This is a genomic window from Catenulispora sp. EB89 (assembly GCF_041261445.1).
Taxonomy (GTDB): Bacteria; Actinomycetota; Actinomycetes; order Streptomycetales; family Catenulisporaceae; genus Catenulispora.
This window is the reverse complement of sequence record NZ_JBGCCU010000014.1, coordinates 70,254-91,602: the sequence shown is the minus strand read 5'-3', so window position 1 is coordinate 91,602 and position 21,349 is coordinate 70,254. Positions and strand designations below refer to the sequence as shown.

Here is a 21,349-nt window from a genome sequence, read left to right as displayed (position 1 = left end):
CGCGTCACCGCCTTACCTGGTCGGGGGCGGGAATGAGCAGTTCGTGGCCGGGCGTGAGGCGCATCGGGTCGTCGATCTCGTTGGCCTCGGCGATGGTGCGCCAGGCGGTGGCGTCGCCGTACTCGGACCAGGCCATGGACTGCAGCGTGTCGCCGGCGCGCACGCGGTGCGAGCGGTGCGCGGACAGCGCGCCGGACGTCGGGTTCTGACCCAGGGTGAGCGACGGGATCTGAGTGATCGTCAGATCACAGGTGGCCCGGAGGGGAACTCCGGAGGGGTCGAAGTACGTGTAGTTAGCAGAGATGTTCTGGACATATGCGTTGAAACTGACCGTTGAGAAGCTGCCCCACTGGAAGAAGACCCACGGCGTGGAGGGCTGGAAGGCGGCGATCGACTGGTCGGTGACCTCGCAGCACTTCAGGAGGGCTTCGACGTCGTCCTGGACCTTGGTGCCGGCCGGGGTCATGGAGGAGTCGAGGAAGAGCTGGAAGGAGAGGGTGTAGGGATCGGCGCCGCCGAAGCTGGGGATGCTGACGTACTTGAACAGGGGCAGCGGCGTGCTGCTCCAGTTGGCACTCTTGGCCAGCGTCAGCGTCTCCGGGTTGAACTGGAAGTTGATCTCCCGCATGGTGCCGCCGGGCTCCAGCGCCGGGCCGATCGGCGGTTCCTTGATGGTGAGCGAGGCCTTGACGAGGCTGACTCCGGGCTGCGAGGACACGCGGATCACGCTCCCGATTCGGTGAAGCCGTGGTGGGCGATGACCAGCCGCTCGGTGGCCACGGTGTTGGAGGTGGGGTCCAGCGTCGGGCCGCTCCAGCTGACCGGCAGGACGTCCAGCAGGCCCCACTGCACGACCAACGAGCCGTCCGCGCGCAAGGCGGCGATCTGCGCCGTCGGCCGCTGGATGCCGGTGGCGATGGAGGAGATCCACGCGGCGATCTTGCTGCTGTCCGGCGTCAGGGGCCGGATAAGCGTGATGTTGCCGTGGCTGACCCGGCCCGGGAGGTAGGTGGTGTAGCCGTTGTTGCCGCCCTCCTTGTGCTGGTAGACCTCCACCTCCGCGGTCAGGCCCTCGCACTGGTTGAACAGGCCGAGGTCCTGCCCGTCGATGGTCAGCTTGAAGAACAGGCTGGAGCCGGGGTCCTGGGTGGCGGTGGTCATGGTCGGTCAGTCCTTATTCGGGGTGCTGGTGTTCTGGTGGGGCGGAGGGGGCGACGCGGCTGGCGGTGGCGGTGGCGGCGCGGCGGTCGGCGGCGCAGCTGGTGGTGGTGGTGGCGCGCCGGGAGTATTAACGTCCTGAGTCACGCAGGCGCCCCGTCCGCTCGCGGTCCATGCGCAACTCGGTGCGAAGCAGCCGGGCCAGCGGCGCGACCAGCTTCTCGGCGAGCTGTTCCATCTCTTGGTGCTCGCCGCGGCCCCGGTTCCGTCCGGAGCCACCGCCACGCGCCCCGGAGCCGGACTCCTGCTCGGTACGCCGGTACCCGAACAACGTCCCGGCAACGGGATTGGACTCGGCGAGCATGTCCAACCCCCGCTGCTTGACGACCTGCCGAAACTGCGACGGATCACGAATGAGCGCGGCAGCGTCCCGAACATCGGCGATCTTGTCGCTGAAGCCCCCGACCTGGTCACCGACGGTGTCGTTGAGCCGCTGCCGAGTGTCGCGCGCCTGGTCGCTGACCGCGTCGGCGAGGAAGGAGGCCATCGGCGCACGCTGCACCGGCGGCGGCGGGGCCGGCGCACGGAAGGCCATCGGGAGGGGCAGGCGCGCGGTCGCCGGCGCGGCGGGGCGGTGGACGGGGACGGCTCGCTGGATGCGGGCCGGGGTGGGGCTGGATGCGGGGGCGGGGCGTGTCGGTGCTCCGGCGGTGGGGCTGGCTGCCGGGACTGCGCGCCCGAGCGCCGCGACGGGACCAGCTGTTGGTGCGGCGTGGCGGACTGCTCCGGCCGGGCCGACTGCTGGCGTGGCAGGCCCGGGTGCTCCGCCGGGGCCGATGCCCGAAGCGGACGACAGCTGGGAACCTCCCGAGCGGCTAAGCGAGTCAGATGCCTGGCTGGCGGGTGCGACCGCCGCGCGCTGAATCAGCGCGGCGATCGACGGCGTGCTGGTTGAGGCCGCTGCCAGGCGCCGAATCGGGGTGGGCCGAGCATTCACCGAACGCTGGACCGGCCCGGGGGCTGCTGTCGAACCGCCAGTCTGGCCAGGCGCCTGCGAGCCCGCGACAGAACCGCTTTGGCCGGAGCTGTGCGAACCAGCCACCGTCACCGAACGCTGGATCGACGTCGCTGCCGGACCTTCCATCGAGCCAGGCCCCTGCGTGCCCGAGCGCTCGATCGCGGCGGTGGTCGGGACGGGTCGGGCCACGCGTCGGATCGGTGCGGCTGAGGATGTGGCCGAACGCTGGATCGGGCCAGCGGACGCCGACAGGCTTTGTCCCGCGCCACCGGTAGATCCTGCGGACGCCGACGGGCCAGCTGCCGAGCCCCCGCTCAGCCCAGGAGTCGGCCGGGCGCTTGAGCCAGCGGGGACCGCCGAGCCGCTGGTGGAATCAGAGATCGGCGAGCCTGTGGCAGAGCGCTGGATCGAGACGGGACCAGCCTGCGAGCCCACGCCGGTCGCACCGGAGCCCGGCAAGGCCGCAGCTGAGCGCTGGGACTGGCCGGAGGACGCACCGGTCGACTCAGCAGCGCTCGCTGGCGAGCTCGACGCGGAACGCTGGATCGAGCCAGCGCTCGGCATCTGGCCGGAGGACGCACCGGTCGACTCAGCAGCGCTCGTTGGCGAACTCGATACCGAACGCTGGATCGAGCCAGCGCTCGGCATCGCTGTGCGCTGGGACTGGCCGGAGGACGCACCGGTCGACTCAGCAGCGCTGCTTGCCGAAGTCGATGCCGAACGCTGAATCGGGCCGGGACCAGCCTGCGAGCCCGCGCCGGTCGCACCGGAGTTCGGCAAGGCCGCAGCTGAGCGCTGGGACTGGCCGGAGGAGGCACCAGTCGACTCAGCAGCGCTGCCTGGCGAGGTCGACGCGGAACGCTGGACCGCGCCAGAGCCAGCCTGCGAGCCCGCGCCGGTCGGACCGGAGCCCGGCAAGGCCGGAGCTGAGCGCTGGGTCGGGCCGAAGGCCGCACTGGCCGACTCAGCAGCGCCGCCTAGCGAGGTCGATGCGGAACGCTGGATGGGACCGGTGGCCAAACCAGTCGGCTCACCAGCACCGCCTGCCGAGGCCGATGCCGAGCGCTGGATAGGACCGGAGGCCACGCCAGTCGGCTCACCAACACCACCTGCCGAGGCCGATGCGGAACGCTGGATGGGACCCGAGGCCACACCAGTCGGCTCACCAACACCGCCTGGCGAGCTCGATGCCGAGCGCTGGACGGGACCCGAGGCCACACCGGTCGGCTCACCAGCACCGCCTGGCGAGGCCGATGCCGTGCGCTGATTCGGGCCAGGACTGGGCTGGGAGCCCGCGCCGGTCGAAGCGGAGCTCGGCGAGGTTGTGGCCGAGTGTTCCATCGGGCTGGCGGAGGCGCGCTGGATTGAGCCGGTGCCGGCCTGTGTGCCGCCAGTGGTCGCCGTGCCGGTCGGCGCGGCTGATGCCGAGCGCTGGATCGCGCCGGTGGTGGCGGTTGGCTGGGGCGATGGTGGCGGGTCGGCGGTTGGTGCGCCTGAAGCGGAGGTGTTGTGCGGGCGGTTGTAGATCGGTCGGACCGGCTCGCGTCGGGTGGCGCCGGTGCTCGATGGCGGTGTCTCGGGGGTGGGGAAGCCGGAGAGCTGGCGTGAGCCGAGCAGTGGCCTCGTCGACGTCGTTGGGGTGGGGGACGCCGGTCGCGAGGTGTTCAGGCGCACCGGGGCACGCGTGTCCGAAGCGGGAGCACGCTGTACCTGCACATCAGGCACGCGCTGTGTGGCGGGTGAGGAGGCAGGCGGAGTGGAGGGGGACTTCGTGGGCGAAGGCGCGGTGGCTGGCGAGTCCGGTGCGGAGGTAGGCGGTGGCGTCGAGGCCGCGCGCCGGTGGACGGCACGGATCGGCATGGCTTGGGGGGTCGACGGGACGGCGCGTTGGACCGTGGGCAGGGTGAAGTCGGCCGAGGCTGAGTCGGGGCGCTGGGCATGCGACGCGTCGGGCGCAGAGGCACGCTGGACCGTCGACGGGTCGCCGATGCCGCCGCGCGTGTTCGCAGACGGCCCCGATTGCGAGCGCTGAGTCGCTGGCGGTGTTGAGGCGGCTGAAGGCTGGGCCACCGGCGTCTCGGGGGGCGTCTTAGGCTGTGGCGCAGGCGGGGCCGAAGGCGACGTGGCCCGCTGGATCGGCGCCAACGGTCGCACGCGGGGCGTGACTGCCGCCTCCGTCAGGCGGGGGCGGGCTGTACGCGTGGGGTTCGGGCGTGCGACGGGCTGCGCGGAGCTGCGGATCGTCGACTGGCGTACGACCGGCGTCGGCGTCGGTGTCGGCAGCGACTGCAACGGCGCGGCAGGCATCGCCACGGACTCGGACGCCTCCGCGCTGCGCTGAACCGGCGTCGTCAGCGGCAGGTTCAGCGCCGGGAGTTCGAGCGACGCCGGAGTGCCGCTGCGCGCGATCGAGCGCGCGACCACGCGGCCGGTCGGCGCGTCCGTACGGACCTGGCGGCGCGGCTCGCGTTGGAACGAAGGGTTCTGCCACGTCGCCAGGCGCGCACCGAAGTTCAACTCCGACACGCCGCCCGCGGCGGAGCGGCTGACGCCGCGCATCGTCGGGACCGCTGCCCACTCGCGTCGCTGCACCGCTGCTCCGACCGACGAGACCGCTGAAGCCGTGGAACCCGACACGTCACCTGACGAGTCAGCCGATGCTGCGCTTGCGCCCGCCGCGCTTGCGCCCGCGGCAACAGCGCTCACGTCGGCCATCGGGCCGACCACCCCTGCATCGGAACCGGCATCAGAACCGGCGTCGGTACTGGCACCGCCAGCGGTATCGGCATCAGCCGCATCCCGCCCCCGCCGCGAGAAGATCCCCATCCCCTCACCCCTCCGAAGCGCGCGCGTTGAGGCCGGCGATGCCGGTCACGAAGTCGCGCCGGTCGCCGTGCTCCAGGTCGAGGATCTGGTCCAGGGCCCAGTGGAAGTGGTAGGCGACGTACGCGACCTCGTCGCGGAGCTGGTCGGCCGCGTACGTCACGATTCCCCCAGGCGGCTCCCGCCGAGGTCGATCTCGAAGTCCTCCGCGCAGTTCGGGCACGTCACCGAGGCCAGGGTGTGGCCTTCGGCGTTGATCTGCTCGTAGAAGTCCTGGAGGAATGCCAGGTCGGAGGCGAACATGTTCTCGACGATGCCGTCGTGGACCATCGGCAGGGTGCCCAGGCGGGTGATCACGCGGCCGAGGAGGACCACCGACAGGTACGCCGGGTTCTCGCGGACGCGGACGTCGCGCAGCGGGACGAGTTCGTCGCGGGCCGTGGACAGGCGCATGGTGCCGCGGCGGTGGACCGTGCCGGCGTCGTCGACGTAGCCGCGCGGGAGTTCGAAGTCGAATTCCGTGCGGAGGGTGTCGACGCGGGCGGGAGCAGAGGCGGAAACGGGAGCAGAGCCAGGGGCGGCAGCAGCCGCAAAGCCACCCTCGGCCACCGCGACCGCCGTCCCGCCGCCGTCCACGACCCCGGGCACCGCGCCCGAAACCGCCCCGGAAACCGCGGCGGCCTGCGCCGGCACCGCCGGGGCCGCCGTCGCGGCCCCCGGGAGCGAGCGCTTCATCAGGCGATGACCAGTTCTTCGAAGGTGATCGTGACCTGCTCGGTCAGCACCTGGGCCTCGCCGGCCTTGGTGCCGGCCGTCTCGACCTTGCAGCACCACGCGTTGCGCAGGTCGTAGCGCTTGATCGGGTTGTTCATGTAGTCCATGTAGATGATCGTCGCGTTCTTGCGCGCCGAGCCCATGTTCCCGGCCAGCGACTCGTTGATCCAGTTCGTGAAGGACGAGCTCTGGGTCTGGCCGCGGGTCACCGACACGGTGCCGCCCTGGGAGATGCCCGGCATCATCCGGACGATCGGCTTGCCCTGCGGGTTGTTCTGCACGTGCTTGATCACGTCCTGCTCCAGCTGGAGCGCGCCGACCTCGGCCAGGTACTCGACCTGCACGCCGTCGATCTGGAGGGCGAAATTGTGCGCGGCGGCGGAGTCGCCGTTCATCAAACCCATGGTGATCCGATTCCTTTAAGTGTGCGCTTACCGCGGTGAATAAGGGGTCGAAGATTGTGGGAGGGAAGGCAGGCCGCGCGCCCCGGCCGCATGCGAGTTCTGGCGAACCGGCCGGAGCGCGGGGCTCGCCTACTCCTCCAGTTCGCTGCCGCCGCCGGAGATCTGCGCGAGGCGGAACACCACGAACTCGGCGGGCTTCACCGGGGCGATGCCGATCTCGCAGATCACCCGGCCGACGTCCACCGACTCCGGGGGGTTGGTCTCCTCGTCGCACTTGACGTAGAACGAGTCCTCGGCGCGGGAGCCGAACAGCGCGCCGCCGCGCCATTCGTTCACCAGGAACGCCGAGATGTTGCGGCGCACGCGCGCCCACAGGGCCTGGTCGTTCGGCTCGAAGACCACCCACTGCGTCCCGCTGAGGATCGACTCCTCCAGGTAGTTGAAGTAGCGGCGCACGTTCAGGTAGCGCCACGCCGGGTCCGAGGACAGGGTGCGGGCGCCCCAGATGCGGATGCCGCGGCCGGGGAAGGCGCGGATGCAGTTCACGCCGATCGGGTTGAGCAGGTCCTGCTCGCCCTTGGTGATCTGCAGCTCCAGGTCCACCGCGCCGCGCACGATCTCGTTGGCCGGGGCCTTGTGCACGCCGCGCTCGGCGTCGCTGCGGGCCCAGACGCCGGCCATGTGGCCGCTGGGCGGGACCGCGATCGACTTGCCGACGGCCGGGTCGAAGACCCGGATCCAGGGGTAGTACATCGCCGCGTAGTGCGAGTCGTAGCCGGCTCCGGTCTGGCGCCAGGTGCGGATCTGCTGGGCGTTGAGGTTCGGCAGCGGGTCGATGATCGCGACCCGGTCGCCCATCAGCTCGCAGTGCCCGATCAGCGCCGTCTGGACCGCCTTGACCTCCTCCTCGGAGATCGTGCCCTGCTGGTAGGCGGACATCAGGTCCGGGACCGCGACCATGGTGATCTCGTCGATGGCCTCCAGGCCGCCGAAGCCGGTGCGGTCGGCGGAGTCGCCGATGTAGGAGCCGGTGGACACCGGGGCCGACGACGGCGCGTCGCCGCCGGCAGCGCTGCCACCCGCGGACGCGGCCGAGACCGGCACCGCCACGCTCTGGTTGTCCGGCCGGGCCAGGGTCCCGGAACCGGCCTCCTCGACGATGATGAGCTTCGAACGCTCGCGCACCTGGGTGGTGACGTACGACCGGCCGGCCTTCTTGTTCGCCGACACGTCGAAGGTCTCTGCGACCTTGTCGTCGACCTTGACCAGCAGCCGGAAGCGGTCCGCCGCGTCGCCGCCCTTGTCGCCGCCGCCCTCGCCGGCCGGCACGTCCGTGACCTCGACCGTGACCTGGCCGGCGGCGCCGGGCTGCGCGGTGACCTTGAAGCCGCCCAGCGCGACCGGCTCGCCGGCGGTGAGGGCCTGGCGCTCGGCGCCGGTCACGACGCCCCGGTGGCCGGAGCTGACGGCCCGGCCGTTGCCCCCGTCCACGGCGCCCGGGCCGGCCAGGCCGCCCTCGACACCGCCGACGCGGACCACGTAGGCCGTCGTCCCGCCGTTGTTGAAGAACCCGTACACCGAATGGGCCAGGTAGTAGCCCTCGGTGAACTCGCCGAACTCGGCGACGTACTGGGACCAGTTGGTGACCAGCGTCGGCGCGTTCAGGGCCCCTCGCGGCGCGAGGCCGACAAAGGCCGCGACCGAGGTGCCCACGCCCTCGATCGGCCGCGAGCCGCTGGCGACCTCTTCCACGTAGACGCCCGGCGACAGATATGTCGGCATGGTCGATGTCTCCTCGAAAACCGTACTCGGGTGCGAAACCCGTACTCGGGCAAAAAAGTTCAGCCGCCACACTGACCGATGTCGGCGCCCCCTCGACAGGTCCACAGGGACGGACACAGGTGCACTCGGTTCTGCCCGTACGGGCGGGGCCGGTAGACCCCTGAGTCCGGGATTGGTCCGGGAATCCCCAAGCCGTGGTCGAAAGCCTCTGACCGGCCCGTAAGGTGTCCGGGCAGGCCCGGCCGAGCAGTCGGCGCGGGCGCACGCCGGCAAGGAACGCAGGGAGCAGCGGATCGTGTGGGTTGATGTGAACCCGGTGACGGCGGATGTCGAGCCCGGTGGCGAGGCGACGGTGGCGATCACCGTGCGGAACACCGGCGACATCGTCGAGGAGTACCACCTGCAGGCCACCGGGGACCCCGGACAATGGGCCGTCGTCGAACCACAGACGCTGCGCCTGTACCCCGGCACCACCGGCACCGCACAACTCACCTTCACGCCGCCCCGCAGCTCCGAAGCCCAAGCCGGGCCACAGCCGTACGCGGTGAAAGTCACCCCACGCGAAGACCGCGAAAACACCTTCGCCATCGAAGGCATCCTGCGCGTCGCAGAATTCGCCGACCTCCGCGCCGAACTCGTCCCGGCCACCACCCGCGGCTGGCACCGCGGCCGCGTCAAACTGGCCGTCGACAACTACAGCAACATCGCCACCAGCGCCGCCGTCGCCACCACCTCCAACAACACCAACCTGCGCATCGACATCCGCACCCCAGCACTACGACTCCAACCCGGACGCGCACAATTCAGCAAATTCGCCGTCCGACCCGGACGACTGCTGTGGTTCGGCGTCAAAGCCCGGCACCAATACAACATCACCATCACCCCATCGGGGCTGGGCCAGCCCGTCAGCCTGCAAGGCACCTACCTACAATCGGCACTCCTGCCCCGCTGGCTCCAACGACTTGTGATGATCTTCGCCGGCGCCGCAGCAGCCATCCTGGCACTCTGGTTCGGGATCCACCCCTCCTTCGCCTCCAGCGCACAGGCGTCACCCCAGCCGGCCGCTGCGACCGGGCCGCAGGTGATCGTCATCCAGCCGACACCATCAGCGCCGCCCAGCAGCCCGTCGCCGACCCCGCCGCCGAAGTCGACGCCCAGCTCGGCCCCACCGGCATCCACCTCGAGCCCCGCCGCCCCGCCGGCCCCGGCCTCCAGCTCCAAGCCCGCTGCTCCCCCGGCTCCGTCCAAGCCCGCGCCGCCGACACAGCAGAAGACGACCAACATCCTGAACTACGCGGCCAACGCCTCGGTCGACCTGAACGAGGACAAGTTCAACGACGGCCAGCAGGTGGACCTCTGGCCGACGAACCATTCCCTCGCGCAGACCTGGACCGTGTGGACCTATTCCGACGGCACCACGGTCATCCAGTCCAACGACAAACCGGCGACCGCCGGCACGAAGGTCCTCCAGGTGGACCCCAGCAACGCCACCGATGTCGACATCTCCGACGACTTCAACGCTGTGCCCGGCCTCCAGGCGCACCTGACGGCGCCCTTCCAGCTGTGGACTGTGACCGCCATCCCCGGCAACACCAACTACGGGGTGCTGAAGAACAAGCAGACCGGGACCTGCCTGGCCGGCAAGGGCAACCAGCAGTGGCTCTCGATGGCGCCGTGCAACACGTCGGACCAGAGCCAGTGGTTCTGGCTGTTCGGGGTCTGATTCGGCGTCTGATTCGGCGCCTGATTCGGCGCCTGATTCGGCGCCTGATTCGGCCTCTGATTCGAGGCGACAACCGACGGCCCGCCGTCACGCAGTGCGTGACGGCGGGCCGCGTCGTATCAGGGCACGATCATCGCGGTCAGCGACAATCAGCCCGCGCTCACCTCACGAAGCCGGCGCCTCCTGCAACTTCGCCAACTCCGCCGCGACCGCCTGCTCGTGCGCTTCCGCGTCCTCCCGCGCCTTGCGCGGACTCCACCGGCCCCGCATGGTGGCTGCGAAGGGCAGGAACAAGATCTGCCCGGCCAACGCCACCCACCACCAGGTCTGCCACTGCTTGGGCCCGTCCTTGACCGCCTTGGCGACGGACGCGCCATGGGCCTGCAGGATCGCGATGTCCGGCTGCGCCGCCTGCACCGTCTGCAGGTTCGCCAGCCCGACCTGGGCCACCGCCTGCCCGAGCACGGCCGGCGGGATCGCGGCCGGGTTCGGCGGGTACTTGGCCAGCTCGGCGAAGATCGCCGGGTGCGCGTCGATGATCGCCAGCGCCGGTCCGGCCTTCGCCTGCGCGGCGGCCACCTCGGCGCCGTGGTCCACGATCGGCGTCACCGAGGTCACCACCACCGGCACGAACGCCGCCGACACCGCGACCACCACACGCAGGATCCAGCCCCAGACCGCCAGGCCGGTCGCCGTGGCCGCCGGGTTCTTCTCCTCGACGGTCTCGGTGAACGCCGCCATCCACGGCGCGTAGGTCACCCCGGCCAGCGCGCCGCCGATCAAGAACAGCACGGCGAAGGTGTAGTAGCCGGTGTGCGCGTGTGTGGCCAGCAGCGCGAAGACAGTCGTGGTGGTGATGGTGCCGACACAGCCCACGATCATCAGGGGTTTGCGGACCTTGAGCTTGTCCGAGATCACCCCGGCCACCACCAGGGAGACCGCGTTCGCGCCCCAGTACCAGTTCGCGACCGCGTTGGCGCGCTGCTCGCTGTAGCCGTAGACCGAGGAGAAGTAGATGACCAGGTTGCCGACCAGCGCGTAGTACAGCAGCAGGTACACGCTGACCGCGAACGCCGGGCCGGCGATGCCCGGCCGCAGCATCTGCCGCCAGTGCCCGGCCAGCGCCTCCTCCGGGTCGATGCCCCGGGCCCGCGCCTCGACCAGCGCGCGGTCGCGCATGCTGACCATGATCTGGTCGCGCAGCCGGGGCGAGAGCTCGCGCAGCGCGAACAGCGCCAGCACGAACACGATCAGGGAGCTGATCCCCGAGTAGTGGAGTTCGTCCTGCCAGGTCGAGCTGCCCAGGGTGTGGCTGGTCACGGTGGTCACCACCAGGCTGCCGACCACCGGTCCGATCGCCCAGAAGCCCATCGCGGTGGCCCGGCCCAGCTGCGGCGAGAAGTCGCGGATCAGCGCCGGGGTGGCGACCAGGATGATGCCCTCGACGAAGAACAGCGCGGCGAACAGGGCCAGGAACTCGCCCTTGCTCGACGTGCTGGGCAGGATCAGCACCAGGATGCCGGCCACCAGGAGCCCGTAGACCACCAGGTTGGCCCGGCCCCAGCGGTCGGCCAGGCCCGCGAGCAGCGAGGAGGCCGCGCCGACGGCGTTGCCGATGACCGACATCCAGATGAAGTAGGTGAAGGTCATGTGGTAGCGGGTGATGATCGACGTCGCGACCGCGTACTGGATGTAGAGGAGGTAGTACAGGACGATGGTGGTCAGCACGACGATGCCCAGATAGGCGTAGCGGCGTGCGGACTCCGGGTAGGCCGCCAGGTCTCGGCGCCAGAGGCGGTTCAGGACGCCAGGACCTGCGTCCACTGCGATGCTCGAAGAACTCACGTCCGCAACTCCTTCTTCAGGATCTTGCCGGTCGGCCCTGTCGGCAGGGCACTGAGAAACTTCACTTCACGCGGGTACTTGTAGGCCGCCATCCGGTCTTTGCAGAACGCTATGACGTCCTGCTCGTCCGCCTGCGCTCCGGCCTTGAGCGCGACGTACGCCACCACCTCCTCCCCCAGCCGTTCGTCCGCGCGTCCGATGACCGCGGCCTCGGCGACCGCCGGATGCGTGTACAGGACCTCCTCGACCTCGCGCGGGTAGACGTTGAACCCGCCGCGGATGACCAGGTCTTTCTTCCGGTCGACGATGTAGAAGTAGCCGTCCTCGTCGGCGTAGCCGAGGTCCCCGGTGTGGAACCAGCCGTCGCGGACCACCTCGGCGGTGGCCTCGGGGTTGTTCCAGTAGCCCTTCATCATGTTGTGGCCGCGGATGACGATCTCGCCGACGTGCTCGGGCCCCGGCGGCAGCGTGCGGTCCGCGTCGTCGACCACGCGCGTTTCGATGCCCCAGACCGGCTTGCCGATGGAGCCGACCCTGCGCTGTTCGGCGCTGATGTTGAAGGTCGTGGTGCTCGCCGACTCCGACAGGCCGTAGCCCTCCAGGATCACCACGCCGGGGAACTTCTCCTCGAAGGCCCGGATCACCTCGCCGGGGATCGCGGCGCCGCCGGAGCAGCCGACGCGCAGCGCCGACAGGTCGTGCTCGGAGGTGTCGGCGTGCAGGAGCGCGAAGAACATCGTGGGGACGCCGGAGAAGATCGTGCAGCGGTGCTTCTCCATCATCTCCAGCACCGGCGTGGTCTCGAAGCGCGGCACCAGCGCCATCGTGCTCCCGAAGCGGACCGCGACGTTCAGGACGCTGGACAGGCCGAACACGTGGAAGAGCGGGAGGACCGCGAGGATCACGTCGTCGTCGCGGATGCCGAACAGCTCGCCGGAGACGGTGCAGTTCATGAAGAGCTGGAAGTGCGTCAGCTCGGCGCCCTTCGGCTTGCCAGTGGTGCCGCTGGTGTAGAGGACCACGGCGGTGTCGTCGGCGTCGGTCGGCGCGATGTCGCCGGTGTCGGTGGCGTTAACGAGTTCGGCGAAGGGGTGCGTGCCGGCCGGCGTCTCGTCGAATCCGGGCACCCCCACGACGTAGACCGGGACTCCGCCGGCCTCCTCGGCCCCGGCGACCGCCTCGGCGGCCAACGGAGCACAGGCCACCAGGATCCTCGATCCCGAATCCTGCAGGTGGTACGCGATCTCGCGGCCCTTGAGCAGCGGGTTCAGCGGCACCATGATCAGCCCGGCCTTGAGAATGCCGAAGTAGCACAGCAGGAACTCCGGCAGGTTCGGCAGCTGCACCGCGACCCGGTCCCCGCGTTCCAGACCGAGCGCGAGCAGGGCGGCGGCCACTCGGCCGGAGTCCTCGTCGGCCTGCTCGTAGGTGAGGGTCCGGTCTTTGCTGTGGCACAGCGGCTTGCCCGGACAGGCGTGCCGCGACTCGCGGAGGATCGTCGCGAGGTTGAAGGTCATCGGCGCTCTCACTTCCCGGTCACAGACCGACCGCCCGGTATGTTTCGCCTTAGTATCGTCTTGAATCCCGTGCTGTCAATGGGTCCGATCAGGAGCCTGACGAGGAGCGACATGACTGAGCAGGACCGGACGAAGGTGCAGCGCGGGCAGGCCCGGGAGCGGATCGTCGCCGCCGCCACGAACCTGTTCGGCCGCCAGGGCTACGAGGCCACGACCACCCGCCAGATCGTGGAGGCCGCGCAGGTCACCAAGGGCGCGTTGTACCACTGGTTCAGCTCCAAGGAGGAGCTGCTCACCAGCATCTACCGAGAACTGCTCGCCGAACAGACCCAGCGCCTGGAGGCGATCGCCGCCGCCGACGGCCCGGCCGACGTCCGGCTGTCCCGCGCGGTCACGGACCTGTTCGCGCACATGGACGACCACGCCGAGCCGCTGACGGTCTGGGCCCGCTCGATGCACCTGGTGGCCGGCGAGCACGCCGCGGCCGTGCGCGCCGAGCGCCGCCGCTACCAGCACCTGTTCCAGGACCTGGTCGAGGAGGGTCAGAAGGCCGGGGTGTTCCGGGCCGACGTGGCGGCCAGCGTCATCACGAACACGTTCCTGAGCAGCGTGGTGCAGATCCACCGCTGGTTCCACGCGGAGGGGCCGTTGACGCGCCGGGAGCTGGGGAAGCAGATGGTCGGCTTGTTCCTGGACGGCGTCCGGGTCGCCTGAGGCGGCGGCAGGCTGACGTCGGCAGCACTATCGCCAAGCCAGCAATATCGCCAAGTCAGCAGTATCGCCAAGTGACAGATCAGCACGCTCAGGCGTCCGCCGGCACCCGCCCCGCATCGCGGGCGAGCACCACCCCGACCTGCGCCGCGAGCATCGCAGCGACCTGCCGGGCGGCCGGCGACGGGGTCGTGCCGGGCTGCGGGGTCAGCATGAAGCGGCCGAGGGTGCGGCCGCCGGAGCGGGCCAGCAGTTCGACGTCCGCGTCGGGGAATCCGTAGCCCTCGATGTTCCAGGGCTTGCCGTTCCAGATAAGCGTGCCGTCATCGGTGAGGCGCGGCGGATGGCCGAGGATGCGGCCGGGTTCGAAGCGCGCCGCGCGCAGGCCGAGCAGCATCACGAGTTGGGCCCGCACATGCTCGACCACTTCCGGAGACTGGTGCTGGTCCGCGACGAGCCGCGAGGTGGAGCGCAGTTCGGCCAGGTACGCGGTGTCGTAGACGACGGTGCGGCGGGCCCGTCGGGCGCGCGCCGCGAGTTCGCTCACCGCCGCGCCGACCGCCAGGAGCAGGACGGTGGTCTGGATGTCGGTGCCGTGCGTGATGCTCAGCCGCTCGTAGGGCATGGTCCAGAAGAAGTCGAACCACAGCGCGGCCGACGCCGCCGCGACGATGCCGGCCACCCGGTGGCCGTTGGCGGCGACCGCGACGACGACCACCACGAGCAGCAGCGCCATCGCGGAGTTCGCCAGCGAGGCCCGCCAGGGCAGGAAGACCGTCGCGACCGCCAGGGGCAGGAGCACGGCGGCCGTCCCGGCCCAGCGGTCGCGGTGCACCCGGTCGAAAATCCTCATACCCCACGAATACCCCGGTTCGGGGCGTCCGGCTGTTTGCATCGCGTGTGCGTTCAATGAGGCTTTCGACCGGCGGGGCGGCTCACATCCCGCAGATGCTCGCGACGATCTGGGCGTCGCGCAGCGCCTCCGAGGTGTCGGGCTGGTGCCCGGCCGCCGCCTGGCTCACGATCGACTGCAGGTCGTCGGCGACCTTGTTCATCGCGTCCTTCCCGCCGGGCTTCTGGGTGGTGGCGGCGGCGGCCCGCAGTTGGCCGATCGAGGTGTTCGCGGCGCTGACCGCGGCCTGGAGGTTGGTGTTGGTCTGGGCCCGCTCAGCGCTCTGAATCGCCAGCATCGCCGACGTGCAGCCGGCGTCGGGCCCGCTGGAAGTCCCCCCGGTGCCGCCGGACGTCCCGCCGGTGAGACCCGCCACGCCACCGCTCGCCGACCCGCCCGCACCGACCGTGCCCGAACTCGAGCACCCGGCGAGCAGCAGCGCGGCGCACACGGCACCGGCCAGCGCGGGTATACGAGGACGAGTGGACATGGACCAACCCCCACAGTTCAACCTGGCTCGTTCTCCACGAGACGCCCGTTGTCAGCGGCCGTATAGACGAGCCAGGCCGCTGACTTTAGGTCAGGACCCTAGCATCGAACTCAGGTGGTTCGTCCCCGCAGCCGCACCAGCATCAGGTACATCTCGCACCCCAGGCAGTAACCGAACGCCGCGTTGAGGAACGCCGCGGCCAGCGCCAACGCGGTGGCGGCGATGCCCAGCGCCGGCACTCCGGCCAGGTAGCCGATGACACCGACGACCGCGAACACCACGCCCACGCCCTGCGCGAACCGCGGCGGCGCCTCGTCCTCGAACGCGGTCGGGGGCCCGAGGCGCGGACGGACCAGGCGGGCGAACAGCAGACCGTAGGGCGCGCGCCGCAGTCCGGCGAAGGCGCCGATCGCGAAGACCAGCGCCTGCGCCGCCAGCAGCCATCCGCTGCCGGTCGCGAGCACCACGACGAGCACGGCGGTGGTCACCGTCGCGCCGAACCTCGGGCCCCGGACATCGATGCCCGCGGGCGGTGTGACCTGCGTTTCCGTCATGCGGCAAAGGTAGGTCGGGGATTCCGGTGAGACGATAGGTGTCTCACGCACCGGACAAGGGGGGAATAACCCGCGAGACGGCGTCACTGTGTCCTGCATGGATGTCACCGGAGTGCTGGCGGCGGTGGGCGTGCTGGCGGCGGCCTCGGCCTTCGGGCTGTGGCGCAGACGGACCGACGGCGCCGTGAAGGCGGCCCCGACGGCGGGCACGGAACAGCTCACGGCCACGGACCTCGGCATCGAGCTGGATCCGCGGGCGACGCTGGTCCAGTTCTCCTCGAGGGTCTGCCAGTACTGCGGTCCGACCCGGCGCGTCCTGACCGAGCTCGCCGAGCGGCACGCTGTGGCGTTCCTCGACATCGACGCCGAGGAACGGCTGGATCTGGCCCGCCGGCTCACCGTGCTGCGGACGCCGACCGTGCTGCTGCTCGACGGCGCGGGCCGGATCACGCACCGGGTCTCGGGGCCGCCGCGGCGGGCTGAGCTCGCGGCGGCTGTCGGGGCGTTGGTCGGGGCGGATCAGTAGGCGGTAGGCCGGTAGGCAGAGCAGTCAGTAGCCGGCGGTCAGATCGGTAGCCGACAGGCAGACCGGTGGCCGGCGGTCAGATCGGTAGCCGGCAAGCCGACCGGTAGCCAGCGGTCAGACCGGTAGCCAGCGGTCAGATCGGTGGCCGGCAGGCAGATCCGTAGCCGGGCAGACAGGTCGGTAGCTGGCGGGCAGACCGGTGGCTGGCAGGCAGATCCGTGGCCGGCAGATCGCCGGCCGGCCGGTCAGTGATCGTGCGGACCGGTCCGGTGCACCGGACCGTGCGTGTCCTCGCAGTGCCCGGAACCGTTGGCCGGCACGCTGTGCGCGATCTGCAGCACGTCGCCCTCGACGTCCCCGAGATGGTCGACCTGCAGCGTGGCGTGGCTGATCCCGTGCGCGTCCTGCAGCTGCTGTTGCAGCACCCGCCGCACGTTGTGGCAGTCCCCGCCGGGCACCACCAGCACGTGCGCGCTCAGCGCCGCCTGCCCCGAGGTGATCTCCCAGATGTGCAGGTCGTGGACCTCTATCACCTGCTCGACGGCCGCCATCTGATCCCCCACGGCGTCCGGGTCGACGCCGGCCGGCGCGGCCTCCAGGAAGATCCGCCCGGCCGCCGTCACCAGCCCGAGCCCGGCCTTGAGCATCAGCGCCACGACGACGAGCGTGGCGATCGCGTCGGCGCGGGCGAAGCCGGTCAGCACCACCACCAGCCCGGCGATCGCGGTGGCGATGAAGCCGTACAGGTCGGTCAGGATGTGCTGGAACGCGCCCTCGACGTTCAACGAGGTGCGGTTGGCCTTGGAGATCGACCACGCCGCCGCGATGTTCACCGCCACCCCGACCAGCGCGGTGGCCAGCACCAGGCCGCCGGTCACGTCCGGCGGGCTGATCAGCCGCCGCACCGCCTCGAACGCCAGCACCGCGGACAGCACCAGCAGCGTCACGCCGTTGGCCTGCGCGGACAGGATCTCAGCGCGCTTGAGCCCGAAGGTGTAGCCGCCACGCGCGGGCCGCGCGGCCAGCCGCATCGCGAACAGCGCGAGCAGGATCGAGGCGGCGTCGGTGAGCATGTGCGCGGCGTCGGAGAGCAGGGCCAGGGAGTGCGCGAGCACGCCGATGACCACCTCGACCGACATGAAGCCGAGGATCAGCGCCAGGCCGATCAGCAGCCAGCGGCGGTCGGCGTCGACGGCCACGCCGTGGCTGTGGCCGGCGTGGCCGCCGTGGCCGCCATCGTCGCCGTGGCCGCCACGCTCGTCGTGGTCGTGCTCATGCTCAGACACTCTGCTCCCACCGGGCCGGGATCCTGAAGGTGACACCCGAAGTGAATCGCACATTTGCGTATGGACGCAAAGATGGCAACGACATCGGTTTCCATGTCACCGCGGACCACGGCCTACCGCTTGTAGATGAACCCCGCCAAAGGCGCGTGCACCTTCCAGCCCAGCGACTCGTACAACGCCCGGCCCTCGGTCGTCGCGCCCAGCACGCTGGTCGAGGCGCCCAGCTCGTAGGCCTTGTTGGCCAACGCGTTCATCACGACCGAGCCCAGGCCGCGGCGCCGGTGGTCGGGTTCGGTCGAGATCTGGTCGACGGCGCCGTGGTCCCCGACGTAGCCGTACTGCCCGCGCGCCGCGAGTGCGCCGTCGGATGTCAGGATCCGCACAAAGGTCGTGCCGTCCTTCGACTCGGAGGTGAGCCGGTAGCCGTCCGGGACCGCGACGGCCGCCGGCGCCACATCGACCGCCATCAGCCAGCCCGGCTCGTCCTCGGTCCAGCCGGCCGGCAGCCAGGGCGCCAGCTCGGCGGGCTCCACGTGGCTCTTGAGCCACGTCAGCGGCTCGTCGATGGCGGCGACCAGTTCGCGCACGCCCTGCTCCTGGGGATCGAGCAGCAGATGGCGGCGCAGCTGGTTGTCGGCACCGACCTCGATCCGCAGCCCCCACGGCGTCGGGACCGGCGCTTCAGTACCGCGGGACACGCTCCAGCCCTCGGCCCAACGGTGCATCAGATCGGCGGTCATGCGGCCCTCCCCGTAATGATTCCTTGTGATGATTGAACCTTACCGAGGAGAGCCGACGGAGTCACTGGTTCCCGACCGGTCAGGTCACTCCGGCGCCACCACGGTGGTGATCACGCCGGTCTTGAGGTCGTAGGCGTACCCGCCGATCTTGAGCTTGCCGATGCTCGGCGCCAGCACCGGCGCGCGCCGCAGTGCCTCGACGTCGTGCCGCACGGTCTCGGCCGGGTCGAGCACGGCCATCGCGGCGGCGGCCTGCTCGTCGTACCCGCCGCGTTCGGCGAAGGTGCGCCGCAGCTCCGGATCGGCCAGCAGGCCGGAGCCGCAGTCGGTGTGGTGCAGGATCGCGACCTCGAACCAGTCGGCGTCCGGGGTCTTGTTCTCGTGCAGGTGGCAGACCCAGGCCAGGTCGTTGATCGCGGACTCGGTGACGCGGCCGCCGATGTTGCGGGCCACGATCGCCTCCCCCAACCCCACCCCGGCGATCGCCGCCGGCTCGACCCGCGGGTCGACACAGGTCAGCAGGTACACCTGCCGGAAGGGGATGAACGGGATCTCCGGGATGCGGAGCTTGGCGTCGGTGGCGGCGAAGGCCTGGTTGCGCTCGAGGTACGTGGTGAAGCGGGACGACATGGAGTCGGGTCCTCTCGATGGCTGCTCACACAGAAGGAACGTTCATTCTCCCTCTGCTCCGACTCTAGGAGACGCCGCCGAGCGAAGTCAACAGAACGTTCCTTCCACTACCATCGAGATATGCCGAACTCCGCCCAGAGCCCCAGAGACCGCCTGCTGGAGACGGCGCGGAAGCTCTTCTACACCGAGGGCATCCACACCGTGCCGGTCGACCGGCTCGTCACCGAGGCCAACGTCACCAGGGCGACCTTCTACCGGCACTTCCCGGCCAAGGAGAACCTGGTCGAGGCCTACCTGCGGGCCACCGACGACGAGCTGCGCGCCGCGGTCGCCGAGGCGCTGGACAAGGGGACCCCGCAGGAGAGCGCCGCCGCGCTGCTGGAGCTGATCGGCGAGGTCACGTGCTCGGCGGGCTTCCGCGGCTGCCACTTCATCAACGCCTCGGCCGAGTACCCGGACCCCGAGGACCCGATCCGGGTGGCCGTGGCCGAGCACCGCGCCTGGTTCCAGGACACGGTGACGCGGCTCGCCGAGCGCGCCGGGCATCCGGATCCGGAGTACGCCGGACGCGTGCTGGTGCTGCTGCACGACGGCGCGTTGTCAGCCGCCGAACTCGACGATCCGCAGCAGGTGCGGGACACGGTGATCCGTGCCGGGCGCGACCTGCTGCGGCTCGACGGCTGAGGGGCTGTAGGGCGGCACGGCGGCACGGCGCCAAGGAGGCACCGGACCGATCACAACAGCGGCTGCCGCCGGCTATTGCAGGTCGCAGGTCCCGTATTCGGCCTGTCCGGAGACGTCGTGGCAGGTGAAGTTGGCGACCGGGCCGGGAGCCTGCGCCGTGGTGAGCGCGACGCCCCAGGAGGCCGTCGTACCGCCGCAGCCGACGTGCAGGGAGAAGGACATCGTCGAGGGCAGCGTGTACCAGTAGCGCGACGTCGATCCGTTGCCGATGCCCTGCCACGGCGAGTACCCGGAGCCTTGGGCGGCCTGCACCCAGACCCCCTCGACCGAGTGCCCGGACACGCAGGAGACGGTCCCGCTGATCGCGTACGTCGTCGGGGCCTTCGACGTCGGAGGCGGGGGCGGCGCCGAGGTCTTCGGCGGCGCGGCGCTCTTCGTCACCGTGGACGGAGGCGGCGCGGCGGCCGAGGTCGACTGCACCGGATTGCCGACCGGGCCGGTGGGCGGCGGCGCGGCAATCGACGTCGACGGCGACGATGGCGGCGGCGCGGCCGGCGACGACGGCTTGGAGGTCGGCGACCCCGGCGGCAGCCCGGCCCGCGCGGACCAGGTGAACGACGGCTGCTGCGAGTAGCCGCCTCCGGCATCAGTGGCGTACGGCGACGAGCTCTCGGCGGCCGCCGCCACGCCGACGGTGGGCTTGTGCGGGGCCGAACCGCCGGCCACCGCGACCACCGACACCACGCCCACCGCCACGGCGACAACTGCTCCCGCGGCGATCGCGATCGTGCGCTTGCGCCTCGCGTTGAGCGGATCCGCCGGCAGCGGGATCGTCCGCTTCTCCTCCATGGCATCCCTTCACCCGAGCCCGCCGCAGCGGGAGACAAACCAGGATCGTTATACGCGACCCCGACTTCGGGTGCTCCGATTCCTCAACGGGATTCTAAGGAGTGCGAGGCTGCCTGCATGACACGGGTGGCGGGCCGGTTCGGTTCGGAGCCGGCCCGAACCGGCCTCAGTCCCCGGAGGTGGGGCGCTGGTAGCGCCGGTTGAAGCGCTCGACCCGTCCGGCGGTGTCCACGACGCGGCTGTTGCCGGTGTAGAAGGGGTGGCTGGCCGAGGAGACCTCGACGTCGATGACCGGGTAGGTCTTGCCGTCCTCCCACTGCACGGTTTGCGCGCTCGTGGCGGTGGACCGGGTGAGGAAGGCGTAGTTCGCGGCCTGGTCGCGGAAGACGACGGCGTGGTATTCGGGGTGGATTCCGGGCTTCATGGTGTTCCTCCTGCGCTCTTCGCGGGGTTGACAGTGCGATGAACGATCGGGCCCGCGGTGTTCAACGCGATCCGCGCCGGGTTATTCCGCGAGCTTATTGGCAACCGTTTTCATTTTCATCTAGGGTGGCGCTTCGAAGCAACCCCTCTTTGGAAAGGACCTCCGTTCTGATGGCCAAGTCCTCGAAGGTCGCCAAGAACGACAAGCGGCGCGACGTGGTGGCCCGGTACGCCGAGCGCCGCACCGAGCTCAAGCGGCTGATCAAGTCCCCACGCACCTCGGACGAGGCGCGCGCGGCCGCCATCGCGGAGTTGCAGCGCCAGCCGCGCGACGCCAGCGCCACGCGGGTGCGCAACCGCGACTCGGTGGACGGCCGGCCGCGCGGCTACGTCGGCGCCTTCGGCCTGTCGCGCATCAACCTGCGCACGCATGCCCACGCCGGACACCTTCCCGGCGTCCGCAAGTCCAGCTGGTAGTCGGCGACCGGTACCTGATCGCCCGATCCACCCGACAGCCCAG

24 protein-coding genes are annotated in these 21,349 nt (G+C 70.5%); 7 read left to right on the top strand and 17 right to left on the bottom strand.

The genetic code is table 11. The features are described 5' to 3' along the window. Positions 1–4 precede the first annotated feature (4 nt). The 3 genes from ABH920_RS27590 to ABH920_RS27580 all read right to left on the bottom strand — a co-directional run bounded on the left by ABH920_RS27590 (position 5) and on the right by ABH920_RS27580 (position 1,705). Positions 5–727 carry a LysM peptidoglycan-binding domain-containing protein gene (locus ABH920_RS27590; protein ID WP_370352057.1) on the bottom strand — a complete coding sequence of 241 codons (723 nt, stop codon included), beginning with the start codon at positions 725–727 and terminating at the stop codon, positions 5–7. Next, positions 724–1,161, bottom strand: a complete 438-nt coding sequence (locus ABH920_RS27585) for a phage tail protein (RefSeq protein WP_370352056.1) — start codon at positions 1,159–1,161, stop codon at positions 724–726. Before ABH920_RS27585 ends, ABH920_RS27590 begins: the two co-directional genes overlap by 4 nt. Before the next feature lie 127 nt (positions 1,162–1,288). Beyond that, the gene (locus ABH920_RS27580) at positions 1,289–1,705 is read right to left on the bottom strand and encodes a hypothetical protein (protein ID WP_370352055.1); all 417 of its coding nucleotides are present in this window, start codon (positions 1,703–1,705) and stop codon (positions 1,289–1,291) included. An 838-nt stretch (positions 1,706–2,543) separates the two neighbouring features. Between ABH920_RS27580 and ABH920_RS27575 the strand changes: the two genes are divergently transcribed. Together ABH920_RS27575 and ABH920_RS27570 are read left to right on the top strand one after the other, a co-directional pair. Then, a complete protein-coding gene (locus ABH920_RS27575) occupies positions 2,544–2,903 on the top strand; it encodes a hypothetical protein (protein WP_370352054.1) in 360 nt (119 codons plus the stop codon). Between the two features lie 1,473 nt (positions 2,904–4,376). Continuing rightward, on the top strand, positions 4,377–4,517 hold the full coding sequence (locus tag ABH920_RS27570; RefSeq protein WP_370352053.1) for a hypothetical protein: 141 nt from the start codon (positions 4,377–4,379) through the stop codon (positions 4,515–4,517). 489 nt (positions 4,518–5,006) lie between these two features. On the opposite strand, the gene ABH920_RS27565 is transcribed toward ABH920_RS27570, so the two are convergent. From ABH920_RS27565 to ABH920_RS27550, 4 genes are all read right to left on the bottom strand, one after another. After that, complete coding sequence (locus ABH920_RS27565) at positions 5,007–5,162, bottom strand: DUF6760 family protein (RefSeq protein WP_370352052.1); 156 nt, start codon at positions 5,160–5,162, stop codon at positions 5,007–5,009. After that, the gene (locus ABH920_RS27560) at positions 5,159–5,734 is read right to left on the bottom strand and encodes a hypothetical protein (RefSeq protein WP_370352051.1); all 576 of its coding nucleotides are present in this window, start codon (positions 5,732–5,734) and stop codon (positions 5,159–5,161) included. Before ABH920_RS27560 ends, ABH920_RS27565 begins: the two co-directional genes overlap by 4 nt. Further along, positions 5,734–6,177, bottom strand: coding sequence for a phage tail protein (locus tag ABH920_RS27555; protein WP_370352050.1), 444 nt, complete (start codon positions 6,175–6,177; stop codon positions 5,734–5,736). The genes ABH920_RS27560 and ABH920_RS27555 overlap by 1 nt, the downstream gene beginning before the upstream one ends. Before the next feature lie 129 nt (positions 6,178–6,306). Then, positions 6,307–7,959, bottom strand: a complete 1,653-nt coding sequence (locus ABH920_RS27550; protein ID WP_370352049.1) for a phage tail sheath family protein — start codon at positions 7,957–7,959, stop codon at positions 6,307–6,309. Positions 7,960–8,254: 295 nt separating this feature from the next. On the opposite strand from ABH920_RS27550, the gene ABH920_RS27545 reads away from it, so the two are divergent. Further along, positions 8,255–9,682: a hypothetical protein gene (locus ABH920_RS27545; protein ID WP_370352048.1), complete on the top strand. Its 1,428-nt coding sequence runs from the start codon at positions 8,255–8,257 to the stop codon at positions 9,680–9,682. A 165-nt stretch (positions 9,683–9,847) separates the two neighbouring features. Here ABH920_RS27545 and ABH920_RS27540 read toward each other — a convergent pair whose 3' ends face one another. Together ABH920_RS27540 and ABH920_RS27535 are read right to left on the bottom strand one after the other, a co-directional pair. Continuing rightward, positions 9,848–11,527 carry an MFS transporter gene (locus ABH920_RS27540; RefSeq protein ID WP_370352047.1) on the bottom strand — a complete coding sequence of 560 codons (1,680 nt, stop codon included), beginning with the start codon at positions 11,525–11,527 and terminating at the stop codon, positions 9,848–9,850. Next, positions 11,524–13,044, bottom strand: a complete 1,521-nt coding sequence (locus tag ABH920_RS27535; RefSeq protein WP_370352046.1) for a long-chain fatty acid--CoA ligase — start codon at positions 13,042–13,044, stop codon at positions 11,524–11,526. Before ABH920_RS27535 ends, ABH920_RS27540 begins: the two co-directional genes overlap by 4 nt. A gap of 111 nt (positions 13,045–13,155) precedes the next feature. Here ABH920_RS27535 and ABH920_RS27530 point away from each other — a divergent pair, with 111 nt between their 5' ends. After that, complete coding sequence (locus tag ABH920_RS27530; protein WP_370352045.1) at positions 13,156–13,758, top strand: TetR/AcrR family transcriptional regulator; 603 nt, start codon at positions 13,156–13,158, stop codon at positions 13,756–13,758. An 88-nt stretch (positions 13,759–13,846) separates the two neighbouring features. Here the strand turns inward: ABH920_RS27530 and ABH920_RS27525 are convergent, their stop codons facing one another. The 3 genes from ABH920_RS27525 to ABH920_RS27515 all read right to left on the bottom strand — a co-directional run bounded on the left by ABH920_RS27525 (position 13,847) and on the right by ABH920_RS27515 (position 15,691). Then, on the bottom strand, positions 13,847–14,608 hold the full coding sequence (locus ABH920_RS27525; RefSeq protein ID WP_370352044.1) for a DUF4118 domain-containing protein: 762 nt from the start codon (positions 14,606–14,608) through the stop codon (positions 13,847–13,849). Positions 14,609–14,690: 82 nt separating this feature from the next. Beyond that, a complete protein-coding gene (locus ABH920_RS27520; RefSeq protein ID WP_370352043.1) occupies positions 14,691–15,137 on the bottom strand; it encodes a hypothetical protein in 447 nt (148 codons plus the stop codon). Positions 15,138–15,247: 110 nt separating this feature from the next. After that, positions 15,248–15,691 carry a DUF4395 domain-containing protein gene (locus ABH920_RS27515; protein WP_370352042.1) on the bottom strand — a complete coding sequence of 148 codons (444 nt, stop codon included), beginning with the start codon at positions 15,689–15,691 and terminating at the stop codon, positions 15,248–15,250. A gap of 97 nt (positions 15,692–15,788) precedes the next feature. Here ABH920_RS27515 and ABH920_RS27510 point away from each other — a divergent pair, with 97 nt between their 5' ends. Next, complete coding sequence (locus tag ABH920_RS27510; RefSeq protein ID WP_370352041.1) at positions 15,789–16,217, top strand: thioredoxin family protein; 429 nt, start codon at positions 15,789–15,791, stop codon at positions 16,215–16,217. A gap of 245 nt (positions 16,218–16,462) precedes the next feature. On the opposite strand, the gene ABH920_RS27505 is transcribed toward ABH920_RS27510, so the two are convergent. From ABH920_RS27505 to ABH920_RS27495, 3 genes are all read right to left on the bottom strand, one after another. Continuing rightward, positions 16,463–17,503, bottom strand: a complete 1,041-nt coding sequence (locus ABH920_RS27505; RefSeq protein WP_370352040.1) for a cation diffusion facilitator family transporter — start codon at positions 17,501–17,503, stop codon at positions 16,463–16,465. Between the two features lie 113 nt (positions 17,504–17,616). Beyond that, complete coding sequence (locus ABH920_RS27500; RefSeq protein ID WP_370352039.1) at positions 17,617–18,243, bottom strand: GNAT family N-acetyltransferase; 627 nt, start codon at positions 18,241–18,243, stop codon at positions 17,617–17,619. 84 nt (positions 18,244–18,327) lie between these two features. Continuing rightward, positions 18,328–18,873, bottom strand: coding sequence for a carbonic anhydrase (locus ABH920_RS27495; RefSeq protein WP_370352038.1), 546 nt, complete (start codon positions 18,871–18,873; stop codon positions 18,328–18,330). A gap of 120 nt (positions 18,874–18,993) precedes the next feature. Between ABH920_RS27495 and ABH920_RS27490 the strand changes: the two genes are divergently transcribed. After that, positions 18,994–19,557 (top strand): TetR/AcrR family transcriptional regulator, encoded by a 564-nt coding sequence (locus ABH920_RS27490; protein ID WP_370352037.1) that lies wholly within the window; start codon positions 18,994–18,996, stop codon positions 19,555–19,557. Positions 19,558–19,629: 72 nt separating this feature from the next. Here ABH920_RS27490 and ABH920_RS27485 read toward each other — a convergent pair whose 3' ends face one another. Beyond that, complete coding sequence (locus ABH920_RS27485; RefSeq protein ID WP_370352036.1) at positions 19,630–20,406, bottom strand: hypothetical protein; 777 nt, start codon at positions 20,404–20,406, stop codon at positions 19,630–19,632. A 166-nt stretch (positions 20,407–20,572) separates the two neighbouring features. Then, positions 20,573–20,830, bottom strand: coding sequence for a type B 50S ribosomal protein L31 (locus tag ABH920_RS27480; protein ID WP_370352035.1), 258 nt, complete (start codon positions 20,828–20,830; stop codon positions 20,573–20,575). 170 nt (positions 20,831–21,000) lie between these two features. Between ABH920_RS27480 and rpsN the strand changes: the two genes are divergently transcribed. Then, positions 21,001–21,306 (top strand): 30S ribosomal protein S14, encoded by a 306-nt coding sequence (gene rpsN / locus ABH920_RS27475; RefSeq protein ID WP_370352034.1) that lies wholly within the window; start codon positions 21,001–21,003, stop codon positions 21,304–21,306. The last annotated feature ends 43 nt before the right edge of the window (positions 21,307–21,349 follow it).

Excerpts from the sequence above, each read along its gene's own strand:
- rpsN (WP_370352034.1), top strand. The coding sequence starts at position 21,001 with ATGGCCAAGTCCTCGAAGGTCGCCAAGAACGACAAGCGGCGCGACGTG.
- ABH920_RS27510 (WP_370352041.1), top strand. The coding sequence starts at position 15,789 with ATGGATGTCACCGGAGTGCTGGCGGCGGTGGGCGTGCTGGCGGCGGCC.
- ABH920_RS27490 (WP_370352037.1), top strand. The coding sequence starts at position 18,994 with ATGCCGAACTCCGCCCAGAGCCCCAGAGACCGCCTGCTGGAGACGGCG.
- ABH920_RS27520 (WP_370352043.1), bottom strand. The coding sequence starts at position 15,137 with ATGTCCACTCGTCCTCGTATACCCGCGCTGGCCGGTGCCGTGTGCGCC.
- ABH920_RS27495 (WP_370352038.1), bottom strand. The coding sequence starts at position 18,873 with ATGTCGTCCCGCTTCACCACGTACCTCGAGCGCAACCAGGCCTTCGCC.
- ABH920_RS27485 (WP_370352036.1), bottom strand. The coding sequence starts at position 20,406 with ATGGAGGAGAAGCGGACGATCCCGCTGCCGGCGGATCCGCTCAACGCG.
- ABH920_RS27500 (WP_370352039.1), bottom strand. The coding sequence starts at position 18,243 with ATGACCGCCGATCTGATGCACCGTTGGGCCGAGGGCTGGAGCGTGTCC.
- ABH920_RS27580 (WP_370352055.1), bottom strand. The coding sequence starts at position 1,705 with ATGGCCTCCTTCCTCGCCGACGCGGTCAGCGACCAGGCGCGCGACACT.
- ABH920_RS27550 (WP_370352049.1), bottom strand. The coding sequence starts at position 7,959 with ATGCCGACATATCTGTCGCCGGGCGTCTACGTGGAAGAGGTCGCCAGC.
- ABH920_RS27555 (WP_370352050.1), bottom strand. The coding sequence starts at position 6,177 with ATGGGTTTGATGAACGGCGACTCCGCCGCCGCGCACAATTTCGCCCTC.
- ABH920_RS27525 (WP_370352044.1), bottom strand. The coding sequence starts at position 14,608 with ATGAGGATTTTCGACCGGGTGCACCGCGACCGCTGGGCCGGGACGGCC.
- ABH920_RS27515 (WP_370352042.1), bottom strand. The coding sequence starts at position 15,691 with ATGACGGAAACGCAGGTCACACCGCCCGCGGGCATCGATGTCCGGGGC.
- ABH920_RS27585 (WP_370352056.1), bottom strand. The coding sequence starts at position 1,161 with ATGACCACCGCCACCCAGGACCCCGGCTCCAGCCTGTTCTTCAAGCTG.
- ABH920_RS27530 (WP_370352045.1), top strand. The coding sequence starts at position 13,156 with ATGACTGAGCAGGACCGGACGAAGGTGCAGCGCGGGCAGGCCCGGGAG.
- ABH920_RS27560 (WP_370352051.1), bottom strand. The coding sequence starts at position 5,734 with ATGAAGCGCTCGCTCCCGGGGGCCGCGACGGCGGCCCCGGCGGTGCCG.
- ABH920_RS27480 (WP_370352035.1), bottom strand. The coding sequence starts at position 20,830 with ATGAAGCCCGGAATCCACCCCGAATACCACGCCGTCGTCTTCCGCGAC.
- ABH920_RS27535 (WP_370352046.1), bottom strand. The coding sequence starts at position 13,044 with ATGACCTTCAACCTCGCGACGATCCTCCGCGAGTCGCGGCACGCCTGT.